This is a genomic window from Caulobacter sp. GW821-FHT12F03, from assembly GCF_058806855.1.
In genome coordinates, this window is the sequence record NZ_JBXAQC010000004.1 from 172,485 (window position 1) to 187,796 (window position 15,312).

The window sequence follows — 15,312 nt, forward strand, 5'->3', positions numbered from 1 at the left end:
CATGCCCGCCAGTGCGGGTCCCTGACGGTCGTCAGGCCCCTGCGAACAGCAGCCGGCCGCCGTCCATGTCGGGGCGCAGGGCGTTCAGGTCGGCCTGGGAAACGGCGAAACAGCCGAACGAGCGGCCGAGCTTGCCGGTCGCCGCCAGATAGGCCGGCTCGCAGTAGTCGGCGGCGTGCACGATGATCGCCCGGTCGCGGACCTCGGAATTGGTCGGGTCGAGCCCGTCCAGCAGGACATTGGGACCATGCTTGGAGCCCCAGGCCTGTCCGGCGGTGCGATAGGCCCCGACCGACGAGGCGTTGGAGTCCGGGATGTTGGAAAAGCGTTCGGCGAAGCCGGTGTGGGCCGGATCGGAGCCCCGGCCGTGGGCCGTGCGGAACGCCTTGGCCTCGCCGGTGGTCAGGTCGAGGCGGAACAGGCGCGGTTTGCTGGAATGGGCCTGGAAGTCGACGATGTAGACACGGTCCTCATGCTCGATCTGGCCGCGGTGACGCTTGAGGGCGTCCATCGCCGCGTACAGCAGCGGTCGGCGGATCAGGCCTTGCGGGTCGAGCTCCGGCCCGAGCGCCAGGGGCGGCGGCGGCGGAACCGCCAGCGGCTGGGGACTGACGGGAACGGGACTGAAAGTCTGTGAAACCAGCGACGGCTTCGGCGTGGATGTGGCGCAGGAGGCGGTCAGGGCCGCCAGACCGACGATGAGGCCGCGTCGCGACAGACGCTGATCCAGCTCTCTCAAGATGGCTACTCCGCTTGGCGCCCCCGCGCGGTCGACGGGGGTGGATAGCCCATCATCTCGCAGTTGCGAACCCGACCCGGTGTCGCACCCGCTCACTTTCTCGCTAGTGATCAGATCGCGGGCGCCGACAGGGCCGACTGCAAACGGCCGGCCAGATCGCCCTTGCCGGCCACCTCGACCCGCTCCAGGCCGAGCCAGCCGGCCATGCGCGTCAGCTCGGCGGCGAGGGCGGCGGGCGTCCCGGCGCCCGCTTCGGGATCGGCGTGGGCGGCCTGGACGCGCAGCGTCTTCGCCTGGCGATCGGCCTTCAGATCGACCCGCGCGGTGATCGCCTCGCCCTCGAGGAACGGCAGGACGTAGTAGCCGTGCACCCGCTTTTCGGCCGGGGTGTAGATCTCCAGCCGGACCTTCAGGCCGAACAGGCGCTCGGTGCGGTCGCGGAACCAGATCAGGTTGTCGAACGGCGACAGCAGGGCGTGGGCGCTGATCCGCCTCGGCTTCGCGTCAGGGTGCAGGTAGGCGGGCTTGTCCCAGCCCTGCACCTTTACCGGCGTCAGGTCGCCGGCCTCGACCAGCTCGCGCAGCGCCCGCCGGGCGCCGTCGAGCGGCAGGCGGTAGTAGTCGCGCAGGTCGGCCTCGGTCGCCACGCCCATGGCCCGCGCCGAGCGCAGCACCAGCGCGCGCATCGCGTCGGCCTCGTCCGGCGTCGGCAGGTCGATGATCGCCGCCGGCAGGGCCCGTTCGGTCAGGTCATAGACCCGCTCGAAACCCCGCCGCGTCGCGGTGGTCAGGTATCCCGCCCAGAACAGCCACTCGAGCGCGCGCTTGCCCTCCGACCACGACCACCAGCCGGGCTGGCCGCGCGGGCCGGTGGCGAAGTCGCCGCCGGTGACCGGTCCGCGCTGTTCGATCTCGGCGAGGATATTGTCGATGTAGTCGCGCCGTTCGCGCCCGAAGCGGGCCAGCCCGCCCCAGGTCTCGCCGGCCTCGGCGCGGGCCATGCGCCAGCGCAGCAGCGGCTGCAGCTCCAGCGGCAGCAGCGACGCCTCATGGCCCCAGTATTCGAACAGGGTGCGCTTTTTCCCCCAGGCCTCGGACTCCAGAACGCCCTGCGGATAGTCGCCCAGCCGCGAGAAGGCCGGCAGGTAGTGGGTGCGGGTCAGGACGTTGACGCTGTCGATCTGGATCACGCCCAGCCGCTCGGCGACCTTGCCGAAGTGGCGTTTGCCCGGCGCGGCGTGGCGGCGCGACTCGGCGAAGCCCTGGGCCGTCAGGGCGATGCGGCGGGCCTGCCTGAGGGAGAGGTCGTAGGGCTTCACGCGTGATCCAGCACCGGCTTGGGCTTGTAGGGCTTCTCCAGCGTCGCGACCTCGTCGCCGCCCAGCGCCACGTCGAGCGCCGACAGGGCGTCGGTCAGGTGGTGCAGCTTCGAGGCGCCGATGATCGGGGCGGTGACGGCCGGGTTGCGCAGCACCCAGGCCAGGGCGACCTGCATGTTCGACAGGCCGCGCGCCGTGGCGATGGCCTCGACCGCGTCGACCACCGCGAAGTCGGCCTCCTGGTAGTAGAGGCGCGGCGCGAACTCGTCGGTGCGGGCGCGCTCGGTGTTTCCCTCGCCGACCTTGCTGCGGCCTCCGGCGAGGAACCCGCGCGCCAGCGGCGACCAGGGGATCACGCCGATGCCTTCCGCCTTGCACAGCGGCAGCATCTCCCGTTCTTCCTCGCGGTAGACCAGATTGTACTGCGGCTGCATCGAGACGAACCTCGTCCAGCCGTTCCGTTCGCTGACGCTGAGCATCTTCGCGAACTGCCAGGCGTACATCGACGAGGCGCCGATGTAGCGGGCCTTGCCGGCCTTCACGACGTCATGCAGCGCCTCGAGCGTCTCCTCGATCGGCGTGTCGTAGTCGAAGCGGTGAATCTGGAACAGGTCGACGTGGTCGACGCCCAGCCGCGTCAGGCTGGCGTCGATCGAGCTCATGATGTGCTTGCGCGACAGGCCCTTGTCGTTGGGGCCGGGGCTCATCGGGAAATGCACCTTGGTGGCGATCACCACCTCGTCGCGACTGGCCGCGAATTCCTTCAGCAGCTTGCCGGTGACCACCTCGCTCTGGCCGAGCGAGTACATGTTGGCGGTGTCGAAGAAATTGATCCCGCCCTCGACGGCCGCCCTGAAGAACGGCCGGGCCGCCTCCTCCTCCAGAACCCAGGGCCGCCAGCTGCTTGAGCCGTAGGTCATGCAGCCGAGGCAGAGGCGCGACACCTTCAGGCCGGTCTTGCCGAGTCGGACGTATTCCATGGGCTTCCCCTGCGGCTGTCGTGACAGGCTGCCGTTTCCTGTCGCATAAACGCGAGGGGGCGGCCGTTGAACAGGCTGACGGGGGGAGAGTGACGCTGTTGACGACTTTGACAAGAAGCCACGTGCCGGAAATCCAGCGCGGCGGCGAGGCTGCTGACAGGGCGTTTCGCCTGCACTGCTTCAACCGCGACAACACCAACGGCGCGCTGCTGAAATACCGCGACTGGCAGGGCTACATGGTCACCGGCCAGCACTCGGGCACCCACTGGATCAAATGGATGCTGAGCCACGCCATCGCCCACCGCTATGGCGTCGAGCCGCCGCGCTACTTCAACAACTCTTCGTCCAACGAGATCATCGGTCACCCCAAGCACAAGCGCATCCATGCCGCGCTGCCGCGAATCGCCAGCTCGCACTCGATCCCGCCGCTGGCGCTGGACTGGGCCTGGCTCCGCTCGGTGGCGCCGCTGCCGCCCTATGCCGTGGTGGTGCGCGACATCCGCGACGTGTTGATCTCGAACTACGAGAAGTGGCGCGACACCTACGACGTGCCCTTCTCGCGCTACGTCGCGGGCGATCCGACCAGCAAGGCCTATGTCTGCGACGTGTGGTGGTACATCCACTTCCTCAACCGCTGGGGCGACGTGGCCAGCCGCTATCCGGCCGAGACGCTGGTGCTGCGCTACGAGGATTTCCGCGCCGACCGCCGCACCGCGCTGGAAACCCTGGCCCGGCACCTGGGCCTGGATCTGGGCGCGGCGTCGCTGGATGTCGGCGCCGAGGCCGGCGCCAAGGAAGTCATGGCCCGTCACCAGGACCCGGAGGTCGACGAAAAGCCGCTGCGCATGGACGGCGCGCCGGCCGCGACCTTCTCCGCGGACGACGAGGCCCTGCTGAAGGCCATCCTTGACCGGAACCTGAAGCACGACTTCGGCTACGGCTACTGTGGCGCTCCGCGCGGGTTCCAGGGGTAGCCGGCGCAATTCGGCAATGCCGGACCAGGCCGCCGCCTTACCTGTGCAGGCGGCCGTCGGTCAGGGCGTCCGGGTCGAAGCGGAAGATCACCGAGGGGTCGGGCTTCTTCACGGTCTTGAGCACCTTGTGCGGGGCCATGGACGCCAGCATCCAGCGCAGGATGTTGAGCCGGGCCGCCTTCTTGTGGTCCGCGCGCACGCAGACCCACGGCGCCTGGTCGCAGTCCGTGCGCCGGAGCATCTCGTCGCGGGCGGTCGTGTAGTCGGACCACTTTTCCTCGGCGACGTCGTCGAGCGGGCTGGTCTTGAACACCTTGAGCGGATCGGTCCTGCGGGCCTTCAGCCGCTTGGCCTGTTCCTCGGGGCTGATGTCGAGCCAGAACTTGATCACCTTCACGCCGCCGGCCACCAGCATGCGCTCGAAATTGGGCGCCTCGCGGAGGAATTCCTCGTGCTGCTCGGCGGTGCAGAAGCCCATCACCGGCTCGACCCCGGCGCGGTTGTACCAGGAGCGGTTGAACAGCACGAACTCGCCGGCCGCCGGCAGGTGGGCGACATAGCGCTGGAAGTACCACTGGCTGCGTTCGCGGTCGGACGGCTTGGGCAGCGCCACCACGCGCGTCTCGCGACGCGCCAGCGGGCCGGTGACCCGGGCGATCGCGCCGTCCTTGCCGGCGGCGTCGCGTCCCTCGAAGATCGTCAGGATCTTCCAGCCTTCGCTGATCGCCTGCTGCTGCGTGCGGATCATGGCGATCTGCAGATCACGGAGTTCGTCGTCGTAGGCGTCGTTTTCCATCCGCGGACCCTACCGCCGGAAGGCCGTCCGCGGCTAGAAGAGTCGCGATGATCCGCCTCTATGTCCCCGATGACCTGTCCGCCGGCGCCGATGTCAGCCCCTCGCCCGAGCAGGGCCGCTATCTGACGGCCGTCATGCGGCTGGCGGTCGGGGCCGAGGTGCTGCTGTTCAACGGCCGCGACGGCGAGTGGCGGGCGACCCTCGTCGAGGCGGGCAAGCGCGTCTGCAGGCTGGCGGTGGGGGCCCGGATGCGGGCGCAGACCCCGGGGCCGGACCTCGACCTGGTGGTGGCCCTGGTCAAGCGCGCCCGGCTGGAGACGATCATCGAAAAGGCCGCCGAACTGGGCGCGCGCCGCGTGCGCCTGGCCATCACGCGGCGGACGAACGCCGATCACACCAATGTCGCGCGGCTGCAGGCGATCGCCGTCGAGGCCGCCGAACAGACCGGCCGGCTGGACGCGCCGCTGATCGTCGCCCCGGAGAAGCTGGACCGCATGCTCGACGGCTGGGACGCCGGCCGGGCGCTGATGTTCTGCGACGAAGGCGGCGGGGTCCCGCCGGCGCTGGAGGCGCTCCGGGCGGCCGTCGCCGGACCGGGCGCCGTGCTGATCGGGCCGGAAGGCGGTTTCGCGCCCGAGGAAGGCGAGCGGCTGCGCGCCCTGCCCTTCGTCACCGCCGTGTCGCTGGGGCCGCGCATCCTGCGGGCCGACACCGCCGCGATCGCCGCCCTGACGCTGTGGCAGGCGGCGCTCGGGGACTGGCGATAACGCCCGCCGTCACGAAGCCTTGCATCGAGTGTGATTGTCTCCCACCTGCACTTGAGCGTATTGATCGCGCCCGGTCGGGGAAGGGGCCTCCCTAACCACTGCAAAATGCCTGGGGAGGCACAACGATATGGCCACGACCGTCCGTGACGACAGGCCCCTGACACTCGATGACCTGACCGGCTGGTTCGCCTCCGGCAGCAAGCCCGCGAGCGAATGGCGCGTCGGCGCCGAACACGAGAAGTTCGGCTTCCACCTGAAAGACCACACGCCCGTCCAGTATGGCGGGCCCGACGGCATCGAAGCGATGCTCAAGGGTCTGATGCGGTTCGGCTGGGAAGGCGTCTACGAGGACCGCGCCGACGGCGGTCAGACACTGATCGCGCTGGAGCGCAACGGCGCGAGCGTCAGCCTCGAGCCCGGCGGCCAGTTCGAACTCAGCGGCGCGCCGCTGAACTCGATGCACGAGATCTGCGAGGAGACCGGCAGCCACCTGCAGGAGGTCAAGCAGGTCGCCGACGAGCTCGGCCTCGGCTTCCTCGGCCTGGGCTTCCACCCGACCCTGCGGCGCGAGGACGCCGCCATCATGCCCAAGGGCCGCTATGTGATCATGCGGCGCTACATGCCGCAGGTCGGGTCCATGGGCCTGGACATGATGTTCCGCACCTGCACGGTGCAGGCCAACCTCGACTTCAGCTCCGAAGCCGACATGGCGGCCAAGTTCCGCACCAGCCTGGCGCTGCAGCCGATCGCCACGGCCCTGTTCGCCAACTCGCCGTTCACGGAAGGGCGGCCCAACGGCTTCTTGTCGGCCCGGGCCAACGTCTGGACAGACACCGATCCTGACCGCACCGGCATGCTGAACTTCGTCTTCGAGGACGGTTTCGATTTCGAGCGCTACGCGCGCTACGCCCTCGACGTGCCGATGTATTTCGCCAAGCGGAAGGGTCTGTACGTCGATGTCGCGGGCAAGTCGTTCCGCGACTTCATCGACGGCAAGCTGGACGCGCTGCCCGGCGACCGGGCGACGCTCAAGGACTGGGTCGACCACACCAGCACCATCTTCCCGGAGGTGCGGCTGAAGACCTATCTGGAAATGCGCGGCGCCGACGGCGGCCCGTGGAGCCGGCTGTGCGCCCTGCCCGCCCTGTGGACCGGCATCTTCTATGACGGCGCCGCCCTCGCCGCGGCCTGGGACCTGTGCAAGCACTGGACGCCGGAAGACCGCGAGACCGTCCGCCGCGACGTGAACCGGCTGGGCCTCAAGGCCGTGGTCGCCGGCCGCACGGTGCAGGACGTGGCGAAGGACATGATCGCCATCAGCCGCGAGGGCCTCAAGCGCCGCGCCCGGCTGGACGGCGGCTTCATCGACGAGACGACCTACCTCGGCGAACTCGAAGCCATCGCCGACAGCGGCCTGACGCCCGCCGAGCGCCTGCTGGAAAAATACCACGGCGAATGGCACGGCGACATCAGCCGGATCTTCGTGGACTGCGCATACTGATACGCTCGGGGACATGCACGTCAGTGCGTGTCCCCGTCAGCTCGAAAGCGTCGCTCCCTCCCCGGTTATCCTCGGGCTTTCGGGGATGTCCCCGATCGCATCCGTCACACGTAGGGCGGATCGTGCGCGTCCACGTGGGGAACGGGGGCGGGCTCGTCGAACTGGATGTCGACGTGTTCCGGCGCGAAGGCGATGTAGCCGGCGAAGGCCGCGCCGTCGTCGAACGGCTGGTCGAAGGACCAGGCGACGTTCTCCACGATCTTGCCGTCGCGGGTGATGGTGTACCAGTTCGCCACCCCGAACCACGGGCTGGTGGTGACGCGGTCATTCCGGCGCAGGAAGGCCGTCTCCACGTCCTCGGCCGGAAAATAGGCGGTCCGGGCGCCGCCCGGCTCGGTCACAAGCAAGGCGCGGGCGCTGTCGGCCAGCTCGTGCCCTTCGAACAGCGCGCGGGCGCGGCCCCCGACGGCGACCAGACCCGGCCGCCCTCCCTGAACATCGTTCACCATGGCGTCGTCCTCCTGCGAAGGATAACGCCGGGGCCACAGGTCGGCTCCCGAATGAAGCTCTCGGCAAGGCGTTGCTTGTGAAACGCGTCCGCGCGTGATTTTCTCGCGCTCAAATCGCGCGGGTTCGGGGGAATCTTGCCGTTTTCGGTCCGCGCGGACCATAGAGTCACAGGGTAGGCAGTATGAATATCGTTATCGCGCTGGGGATCCTCGTGACCCTGGCCACGGGCATCCCGGTGCTTCTGCAGATGCGGAACCACCCGAAGGGGCTCTTCATCCTCTTCTTCGCGGAGATGTGGGAGCGCTTCTCGTATTACGGGATGCGCGGCATCCTGATCTTCTATCTGACGCAACATTTCCTGTTCAAGGATGACTACGCCAGCGGCCTGTATGGCTCGTACACCTCGCTGGTTTATCTCCTGCCCCTGCTGGGCGGCATCCTGGCCGACCGGTTCATCGGCACGCGCAAGGCCATCGCCTTCGGCGCGCTGCTGCTGGTGGCCGGTCACGGCATGATGGCCGTGGAAGGCAAGCCGGCCGAGCAGACCCTGAACTATCAGGGCCAGGCCTATGAAATGCAGGTCACCGGCCGGGGCTCCGACCGCAAGGTCTGCATCAAGGTCGGCGAGGGCTGCCACAGCTTCGGGGCCGGCGAGAACGGCGCGCTGAAGATCAACGACCTGCCCGCCGCTTCGCCGCTGCCCGCCAGTCTCGCCCACGGCTCCTACGAGATGAAGGAGACGCGGAATTCGACCTACGTGAACATCTTCTTCCTGGCCATTTCGCTGATCATCATGGGCGTGGGCTTCCTGAAGCCGAACATCTCCACGATCGTCGGCCAGCTCTACCCCGAAGGCGATCCGCGCCGCGATCCGGGCTTCACCCTCTACTACTACGGCATCAACATGGGGGCCTTCTGGGCCTCGGTGCTGTGCGGCTATCTCGGCCAGACCTTCGGCTGGGGCTGGGGCTTCGGCCTGGCCGGCGCCGGCATGCTGCTGGGCTATCTGGCCTTCGTGCTGGGCAAGCCGCTGCTCGAGGGCAAGGGCGAACCGCCCCATCCGGAGAAGCTGGCCAAGCCGATCGTCGGGCCGCTGAACCAGGAGAACCTGATCTACATCGCCGGCATCCTCGGCGTCGGCGTGGTCTGGGTTCTGGTCCAGAGCAACGCCTTCGTCGGCCTGGTGCTGAGCCTCAGCATCGTCGCCTCGCTGGTCGCGATCGCCCTGATCATCGCCTTCGTCTGCAAGACCTGGGTCCAACGCCAGCGCATGATGCTGGCCATGATCCTGATCTTCGGCGCGGTGGTGTTCTTCACCCTGTTCGAACAGGCCGGCACCTCGCTCAACCTGTTCGCCGACCGCAACGTCGACCTGTCGCTGATCAGTTCGCCGTTCACGATCGACCTGTTCGGCCAGTCGTTCTTCTTCGGCACCCGGGACATGGTCCTGGCCGCCGGCGTGCCGGACAACGTGCGCTGGATCGACATGGGCATCACCGCCGCCCAGACGCAGTCGTTCAACGCCGGCTTCATCCTGATCTTCGCGCCGATCTTCGCGGCGCTGTGGCTGTTCCTCGGCAAGCACAATCGTGATCCGAACCCGGTGATGAAGTTCGGACTGGGCCTGCTTCAGGTGGGCCTCGGCTTCATGATCGTGGTCTGGGCCGGCGGAATGCACAATTCGGCCTTCCAGATGCCGCTGTTCATCCTCGGCGCCCTCTACCTGCTGCACACCACCGGCGAGCTGTTCCTGTCGCCCGTGGGTCTGTCGGAGATCACCAAGCTGTCGATGCCCTCGGTGGTGTCGTTCATGATGGCGGTCTGGTTCCTGTCGAGCTCCATCGCCCAGTACGTCGGCGGCATCATCGCCGGCGCCATGGGCACGGAGACGGTCGGCGGCCAGGTCCTCGACCCCGCCGGCGCCCTGGCCACCTCGCTGGACGGCTTCCAGAAGCTCGGCCTGGCCGGGATCGGCGTGGGCGTGTTCTTCATCGCCATCAGCTTCCTGGTGAAGTCCTGGGGCCATGTCGGCGTGGATGGAACGCCGCACGCAGAACTCGACGGCGACCGGCAGTCCATGCCGCACTGATCGTCCGATCAGCGCCGAAACGACAAAGGGCCCCGGGAGCAATCCCGGGGCCCTTCTTCTTCGGCCGTCGTGCTTCGGGGCAGGGGATCGACGGCCGGAGAGGGCGTGGCCTCAGCCGAAGGTGTGGCGGATGCGGAAATAGATGAACGGGTCGAAGGTCAGCGGCCGCCGGTCGACGAAGGCGAGCGCGGCGGTGTCGCGCGGACCGCTGTAGACGTCCCGGATGCGGGTGAAGTCGCGCGCGGCGAGGTTCTGCACCTCGACGCGGAAGCTCAGGTCCGGCCGGGGCTTGTACTCGGCGTAGAGCTGGACCCAGGTCCCGAGCTTGACCCGCTCGATCTGGTCGAAGCGGTAGAAGCGCTGCTCCCAGCCGAGCTGCGTGTTGACGCCCCACTGGGTGTGGTAGCGCGGCAGGTCCTGCGAGAAGTTGATCTCCCCGGTGAACGGCCGCTGGCCGCTGATCCGGCGGGACTCGCCGGTCACCGGGTCGGTGACCTCCGACTTGCGCCAGTCGCCCGACGCCTTCAGCAACCCGCCCGGCACGCCGAAGCGGGTCAGCGGCAGGTTCAGCGCGACCGACAGGGTGTCGCTCCTGCCGTCGCCGATGTTGCCCGGCGCGTCGAAGGCGTAGCCCGGGCCGATGATCGGCACCCGGTCGGTGGCGTCGGTGATCTCTTCGTGGATCCCGGTGATGACCAGGGCGCCGTCCTTCCAGAACTTGCGCTCCCAGGCCGCCTCGACGACCCACGACTTGGACGGCTCAAGCTCGGCGTTGCCGGCGGTGCCTGAACCCGTGGAGAAGGCCACCGACGAGACGAAGTCGCCGAAATCCAGCTGGCCGACCTCGCGCTCGACCCGCAGGCGAAGCTGGTCGACCGGGGTCGGCGACCAGGTCACCGCCACGCGCGGCTTCAGATAGGTGAACGACCGTTCCAGCTCGGTGTCGCCCGTCTGGGAGATGGTCGAGACCTCGACCCGCAGGCCGCCCTCGACCGACAGCGCCGGCGACAGCCGCCAGGTGGACGAGCCGAACACCTCGCCGCGCCGCTCCTCGACGCGGACATTCGCGGCCGGCAGGACCACGGGCGCGCCGTTCTCGACATAGTCGACGGCGCTGTCGAGGAAGTTGAACGCCGCCTCCCCGCCGCCCTCAATCGACCAGGTCGGGCTGAGGGTGTAGCGCACCACGCCGCGCGCGATGCTCTCGCCCGACTCGTTGTGCTGGCTGAACAGGGCCTCATCGGTTCCGTCGTCGAAGCCCGAGGCATAGTCGACGTAGGACCGCTGCATCAGGCCGGTGAACTCGAACCGGGCCTTCGGGCCCAGCGCCCGCTCCCAGTTGGCGCCGACCTCGCCCTTGTTCTCCACCTGGTCGTCGTTGACCGAGAGGCGGCCGGTCGTCGGCGCGATGTACATGTCGTTGAGCGACCACTCGTAGTGATCGCGGTCGAGCTTGGCGTTGACCGCCAGCCGGCCGCCCAGCAGCGGCGTCTTGAGGCCGCTCTTGAGGGTGTAGCCGCTGCCGCCGCCGGTCTCGTCGGACAGGCTGCGGCGGATCGGCGTCCCGCTGGCGTCGTCCCGCCGGCGAGGCCCCGAGCCCGCGCCGTCGTCGACATAGGTGAAGGCCAGCGCCGACCAGTCGAAGGTCCTGTCGCCGTCGAATTTCTGCGTGCCCTCGAAGCGGGTCGCCGGGGCCGTGCGCCCGTCCTGGAAGAAGATGTCGGCCACGGCGAACAGCCACTGGCCCGACTGGTCCTTGCGCAGCACGACGTTGGCGATGACCGTCTTGCCCTGCATGTCGATGCCGGGGGCCCCGCCGCGGATGATGTCGATGCGTTCGACCTGGCCGGCCTGGATGCGCCGCAGGGCGTCCTCGAGCGACTCGCTCTTGGTCGCCGGACGCTGGCCGTCGATCAGCACATTGCCCGCCGCGCCGCCGTAGCCGCGCACGCCGCTGCCGCCGTCAAAGGCGAAGCCCGGCACGCGGTTGATCATGTCCATCGCCGAGTTCGGCTGGGAGTCGGCGAAGAAGGCCGCGACATAGGGCGTCACGCCGGTCGCCTCGGACGGCTGGACCACGCCCGCCTCGGGCGTCGCGGCGGCCAGGACGGCGAGAAGCAGCGGATAACTCATCGAAAGACGTCCCCTCTGGCCCCCCGGCCGGATTGAAGGGGACCCTGAACGGCGACGTCCGCCGGGGCACGTTACAAGCCCGAAATGTGGATTAATTCGGCGAAAGGTTGGGGGTCATCCGTCCGCCGACGGACGTCAGACCGCCGTGCCGCCGACCGTCAGGCCGGTGATCTTCAGCGAGGGCTGGGCCACGCCTACCGGCACGCCCTGGCCGCCCTTCCCGCAGACGCCGATGCCCGGGTCCATGGCGAAGTCGTCGCCGATCATGGTGATGCGGGTCAGGGCGCTGGGGCCGTCGCCGATCAGGCTGGCGCCCTTGACCGGGGTGGTCAGCCTGCCGTCCTCAATCAGCCAGGCTTCGGTGCACTGGAAGACGAACTTGCCGTTGGTGATGTCGACCTGGCCGCCGCCGAGGTGGGTGCAGAAGATGCCCCGCTTCGTTGAGGCGATCATCTCGGCCTGGGTGTCCTTGCCGCCGAGCATGCCGGTGTTGGTCATGCGCGGCATGGGCATGTGGGCGTAGGACTCGCGGCGGGCGTTGCCGGTGGGCGTCAGGCCCATCAGCCGCGCGCTCATGCGGTCGTGCATGTAGCCGACGAGGATGCCGTCCTCGATGAGGATGGTGCGCTCTGTCGGCGTACCCTCGTCGTCGACGGTCAGCGAGCCGCGGCGGCCGGGAATGGTGCCGTCGTCGAACACGGTGACGCCCGGGGCGGCCACGCGCTCGCCGATGCGGCCGGAGAAGGCGCTGAGGCCCTTGCGGTTGAAGTCGCCTTCCAGCCCGTGGCCGACGGCCTCGTGCAGCAGAACGCCGTTCCAGCCGGGACCGAGCACGACATCCATCTCGCCAGCCGGACAGTCGACGGCGTCGAGGTTGGTCACGGCCTGGGCGAGGGCGAACTCGACCTGCTCCTGCCACTTGTCGGGCGAGATCCAGGCCTCGAAGCCGGCGCGGCCGCCGGCGCCGGACATGCCGGTCTCGCGGCGGCCGTCGCGCTCGACGGTGACCTGCACGTTCACGCGGACCAGCGGGCGGACGTCGCGAATCAGCCGGCCGTCGGCGCGCAGGATTTCCACCGTGCGGCGCTCGCCGGCCATCGAAGCCATGACCTGCACCACGCGCGGGTCGCGGCCGCGGGCGTAGGCGTCGATCTCCTGCAACAGGGCGACCTTGTCGGAGAAGCCCGGCGAGGCGACCGGATCGTCCTCGCCGTAGAGTTTGGTGTTGGTCGCGCGCGGAGCCTCGGCGGCGACGCCGGAATAGCCGCGCCGGGCCAGCCGGGCCGAATCGCCGGCGCGGCGGATGGCGGCTTCCGAAATCTCGCTGGCATGGGCGTAGCCGGCTGTCTCGCCGGCCACCACGCGCAGACCGAAGCCTTCGTTGGTGTCGTAGCTGGCGGTCTTGAGCCGGCCGTCATCGAACACGAAGGCCTCGCTCTCGCTGCGTTCGAGGAACAGCTCTCCGTCGTCGGCGCCGGCGAGGGCGTCGCCGAGGATGGCGCGGGCGCGATCGGGATCGACGCCGGCGGAGTCGAGGAGCGAGGGAGCGAGAACAGAAGCGGTCATGCCCTACAGGTAGGGCGTTCGACCGCTTCCGTCATCCTCAAGGCAGGTGAAGTTCGCCCGAACCGTCAATATTGCTGGTCAGACTGGCCGGTTTGGTCGTCAGGGTGACCTCGCCGCTGCCGGCGATCGCCACCTGGACCGCGCCGCTGGCGTTGACATCGGCTTCGCCGCTGCCGCTGACGCTGACGCCGGCGTCGCGGGCCTGAAGGTCGGCAAGGCGGGCCTGGCCCGATCCGGCGATCGACAGGTTGAGCGACTGGGTCTTGCCGGCTCCGGTCACGTCCCCGGAGCCGTTGATCTCGATCGCCAGCTCGGGCTGGTCGTAGCCCGTCAGGCTGAGCGAGGGCGAGCCGTTGAGGACGAACTTCGTCACGGCCGGCGCGACCACGGTGACCTTCAGGCCCTCCCGGACGGTGTCGATGTTGAACCCGTGGCCATCGACCGTGACGCGGGACTCGATGCCGTCCGGCTTGAAGCGCAGGCCGCCGTCAACGATCGTGACGCGGTCGACGAGGGCCTTGGGACCGGTGACGGTGACCTTCGGCGTCGGGCCCTGTTCGTAGGCGACCTCGGCGGGCAGGTTGATGCTCAGGCTGGCGCCGCCCGCCCAGGGGATGTCGCGCGTGGTCTGGGGACCAGACTCGTCCTGGCCGCCGACCGTGATGTGCACGTCATCGCCGCGATCGCCCTCGGAGACGCGGATGTTGGCGGGGAAGGTCCAGCCGTGCTGCATCAGGTCGCGCCCGCCGAGGGCGACCACGCCGGCGGCGCAGATGACCGTGAGCACGAAGCTCGCCACGGCGATGACAATCAGATTGCGGATCATGGCGAGCCCCTCACCCCTGCGGATCAATGGCCGGCTTCAGAAGCCGGTAGTGGAGACGGCCGTACCAGACCATCAGGTTCATCAGCCCGATGGTGATCAGCGTCGTGATGGCGCCGAGCGAGGTCGAGCCGGCCATCAGGCCCAGGCCGGCGAGAATCGCGGTCAGCGGTCCGCCGGGCGGATCGAAGAACGGTCCCGCCGCCATGATCACCGCGCCGCTGATCACCCCGGCGATCACGGTGATGAACATCGCCAGCAGCGTGCCGAGCACGCTCATCAGGATCGGCAGCAGGATGATGATGTCGATCGCGCCGAGGCCCAGCACCGCGAAGACGGCGGCGGCGGCGGCGGACGGGTTCTTCTGCTCTTCCCACTTCTTCAGCCCGGCTTCGGCGCGCAGCTCGCGGGCCAGCCGGTCGGGGTTGCCGAGCGCGGCCGCCACCTCCTGCTCGCTGCGGCCGGCCGCAAGACCGTCGGCAAAATGGGTGTCGTAGTCGGCGGCGATATCGTCGATCGCGGCCGCGGGCGCGCCCGCCAGGCCACGGCGAAGCCTCGCCATGAAGTCGTCGCGGGTCATGCCCCTGCTCCCAGAATGTCGTCGACGGCGCGGGTGAAGGCGGCCCACTCGCTTTTCTGCTGCGTGAAACTGCCGCGGCCGGCGTCGGTCAGCCGGTAGTATTTGCGCGGCGGCCCGCTCTGCGATTCCACCAGATAGGTCTCAACCAGCCCGTCCGCCTGCAACCGGCGCATGAGCGGGTAGATGGTGCCTTCCCCCATGTCGATGTCCTTCGCGAGCCGGCTGGCGATCTCGTAGGCGTAGCTGTCAGCGCGTGACAGCAAGGCCAGAACGCAGAGCGCCAGCACCCCCTTTTTCAGTTGAATTTCGATAGCTTCGGTCACGTGTTCCATTCCCAAATCTGCGACCTGTGTACCGCATGATACTGACTAATGCAAGATACCTGTCGACGCAGGATAGCGGGGTCAGATCAATGACAACGGTTGGCCCATGCCGGGTCAGGCCTTGAGCCGCTTGGCAATCCCGGTTCCAGCGCGTATGCACCGGGCCTGAAATGGCGAAAGGGACGGGGGATCGAAGGCGCGCGCGAGCGGGC

Annotated in this window: 14 protein-coding genes; 4 read left to right on the top strand and 10 right to left on the bottom strand. The window is 68.7% G+C overall.

The genetic code is table 11. The features are described 5' to 3' along the window. Positions 1–31: 31 nt before the first annotated feature. The 3 genes from AC1RN0_RS12055 to AC1RN0_RS12065 all read right to left on the bottom strand — a co-directional run bounded on the left by AC1RN0_RS12055 (position 32) and on the right by AC1RN0_RS12065 (position 3,038). The gene (locus tag AC1RN0_RS12055) at positions 32–739 is read right to left on the bottom strand and encodes a murein L,D-transpeptidase catalytic domain-containing protein (protein WP_492787678.1); all 708 of its coding nucleotides are present in this window, start codon (positions 737–739) and stop codon (positions 32–34) included. Between the two features lie 110 nt (positions 740–849). Continuing rightward, a complete protein-coding gene (locus AC1RN0_RS12060) occupies positions 850–2,058 on the bottom strand; it encodes a winged helix-turn-helix domain-containing protein (RefSeq protein ID WP_492787679.1) in 1,209 nt (402 codons plus the stop codon). After that, complete coding sequence (locus tag AC1RN0_RS12065) at positions 2,055–3,038, bottom strand: aldo/keto reductase (protein WP_492787680.1); 984 nt, start codon at positions 3,036–3,038, stop codon at positions 2,055–2,057. The genes AC1RN0_RS12060 and AC1RN0_RS12065 overlap by 4 nt, the downstream gene beginning before the upstream one ends. Before the next feature lie 98 nt (positions 3,039–3,136). Here AC1RN0_RS12065 and AC1RN0_RS12070 point away from each other — a divergent pair, with 98 nt between their 5' ends. After that, positions 3,137–4,012: a sulfotransferase domain-containing protein gene (locus AC1RN0_RS12070; protein WP_492787681.1), complete on the top strand. Its 876-nt coding sequence runs from the start codon at positions 3,137–3,139 to the stop codon at positions 4,010–4,012. A 37-nt stretch (positions 4,013–4,049) separates the two neighbouring features. On the opposite strand, the gene ppk2 is transcribed toward AC1RN0_RS12070, so the two are convergent. Then, the gene (gene ppk2 / locus AC1RN0_RS12075) at positions 4,050–4,808 is read right to left on the bottom strand and encodes a polyphosphate kinase 2 (RefSeq protein ID WP_492787682.1); all 759 of its coding nucleotides are present in this window, start codon (positions 4,806–4,808) and stop codon (positions 4,050–4,052) included. 47 nt (positions 4,809–4,855) lie between these two features. Between ppk2 and AC1RN0_RS12080 the strand changes: the two genes are divergently transcribed. Both AC1RN0_RS12080 and AC1RN0_RS12085 read left to right on the top strand, forming a co-directional pair. After that, on the top strand, positions 4,856–5,575 hold the full coding sequence (locus tag AC1RN0_RS12080) for a 16S rRNA (uracil(1498)-N(3))-methyltransferase (protein WP_492787683.1): 720 nt from the start codon (positions 4,856–4,858) through the stop codon (positions 5,573–5,575). Positions 5,576–5,702: 127 nt separating this feature from the next. Continuing rightward, complete coding sequence (locus tag AC1RN0_RS12085) at positions 5,703–7,076, top strand: glutamate--cysteine ligase (protein ID WP_492787684.1); 1,374 nt, start codon at positions 5,703–5,705, stop codon at positions 7,074–7,076. A gap of 104 nt (positions 7,077–7,180) precedes the next feature. Here the strand turns inward: AC1RN0_RS12085 and AC1RN0_RS12090 are convergent, their stop codons facing one another. Beyond that, the gene (locus tag AC1RN0_RS12090; RefSeq protein ID WP_492787685.1) at positions 7,181–7,585 is read right to left on the bottom strand and encodes a DUF427 domain-containing protein; all 405 of its coding nucleotides are present in this window, start codon (positions 7,583–7,585) and stop codon (positions 7,181–7,183) included. A 182-nt stretch (positions 7,586–7,767) separates the two neighbouring features. Between AC1RN0_RS12090 and AC1RN0_RS12095 the strand changes: the two genes are divergently transcribed. Next, positions 7,768–9,675, top strand: coding sequence for a peptide MFS transporter (locus tag AC1RN0_RS12095; RefSeq protein WP_492787686.1), 1,908 nt, complete (start codon positions 7,768–7,770; stop codon positions 9,673–9,675). Between the two features lie 111 nt (positions 9,676–9,786). On the opposite strand, the gene AC1RN0_RS12100 is transcribed toward AC1RN0_RS12095, so the two are convergent. The 5 genes from AC1RN0_RS12100 to AC1RN0_RS12120 all read right to left on the bottom strand — a co-directional run bounded on the left by AC1RN0_RS12100 (position 9,787) and on the right by AC1RN0_RS12120 (position 15,100). Continuing rightward, entirely contained in the window at positions 9,787–11,808 is a 2,022-nt protein-coding gene (locus AC1RN0_RS12100) for a TonB-dependent receptor plug domain-containing protein (protein WP_492787687.1), read from the bottom strand. 135 nt (positions 11,809–11,943) lie between these two features. Beyond that, positions 11,944–13,374, bottom strand: coding sequence for a metalloprotease TldD (gene tldD, locus AC1RN0_RS12105; RefSeq protein ID WP_492787688.1), 1,431 nt, complete (start codon positions 13,372–13,374; stop codon positions 11,944–11,946). A 37-nt stretch (positions 13,375–13,411) separates the two neighbouring features. Continuing rightward, on the bottom strand, positions 13,412–14,200 hold the full coding sequence (locus AC1RN0_RS12110) for a GIN domain-containing protein (RefSeq protein WP_492787689.1): 789 nt from the start codon (positions 14,198–14,200) through the stop codon (positions 13,412–13,414). Positions 14,201–14,210: 10 nt separating this feature from the next. Then, positions 14,211–14,777 (bottom strand): DUF1700 domain-containing protein, encoded by a 567-nt coding sequence (locus tag AC1RN0_RS12115; protein ID WP_492787690.1) that lies wholly within the window; start codon positions 14,775–14,777, stop codon positions 14,211–14,213. Next, on the bottom strand, positions 14,774–15,100 hold the full coding sequence (locus AC1RN0_RS12120) for a PadR family transcriptional regulator (RefSeq protein WP_492787691.1): 327 nt from the start codon (positions 15,098–15,100) through the stop codon (positions 14,774–14,776). The genes AC1RN0_RS12115 and AC1RN0_RS12120 overlap by 4 nt, the downstream gene beginning before the upstream one ends. Positions 15,101–15,312: the final 212 nt, after the last annotated feature.

What these genes read in the sequence shown, in the direction of transcription:
- AC1RN0_RS12115 (WP_492787690.1), bottom strand. Translation starts at nt 14,777, where the DNA reads ATGACCCGCGACGACTTCATGGCGAGGCTTCGCCGTGGCCTGGCGGGC.
- ppk2 (WP_492787682.1), bottom strand. Translation starts at nt 4,808, where the DNA reads ATGGAAAACGACGCCTACGACGACGAACTCCGTGATCTGCAGATCGCC.
- AC1RN0_RS12100 (WP_492787687.1), bottom strand. Translation starts at nt 11,808, where the DNA reads ATGAGTTATCCGCTGCTTCTCGCCGTCCTGGCCGCCGCGACGCCCGAG.
- AC1RN0_RS12090 (WP_492787685.1), bottom strand. Translation starts at nt 7,585, where the DNA reads ATGGTGAACGATGTTCAGGGAGGGCGGCCGGGTCTGGTCGCCGTCGGG.
- AC1RN0_RS12110 (WP_492787689.1), bottom strand. Translation starts at nt 14,200, where the DNA reads ATGATCCGCAATCTGATTGTCATCGCCGTGGCGAGCTTCGTGCTCACG.
- tldD (WP_492787688.1), bottom strand. Translation starts at nt 13,374, where the DNA reads ATGACCGCTTCTGTTCTCGCTCCCTCGCTCCTCGACTCCGCCGGCGTC.
- AC1RN0_RS12080 (WP_492787683.1), top strand. Translation starts at nt 4,856, where the DNA reads ATGATCCGCCTCTATGTCCCCGATGACCTGTCCGCCGGCGCCGATGTC.
- AC1RN0_RS12095 (WP_492787686.1), top strand. Translation starts at nt 7,768, where the DNA reads ATGAATATCGTTATCGCGCTGGGGATCCTCGTGACCCTGGCCACGGGC.
- AC1RN0_RS12085 (WP_492787684.1), top strand. Translation starts at nt 5,703, where the DNA reads ATGGCCACGACCGTCCGTGACGACAGGCCCCTGACACTCGATGACCTG.
- AC1RN0_RS12065 (WP_492787680.1), bottom strand. Translation starts at nt 3,038, where the DNA reads ATGGAATACGTCCGACTCGGCAAGACCGGCCTGAAGGTGTCGCGCCTC.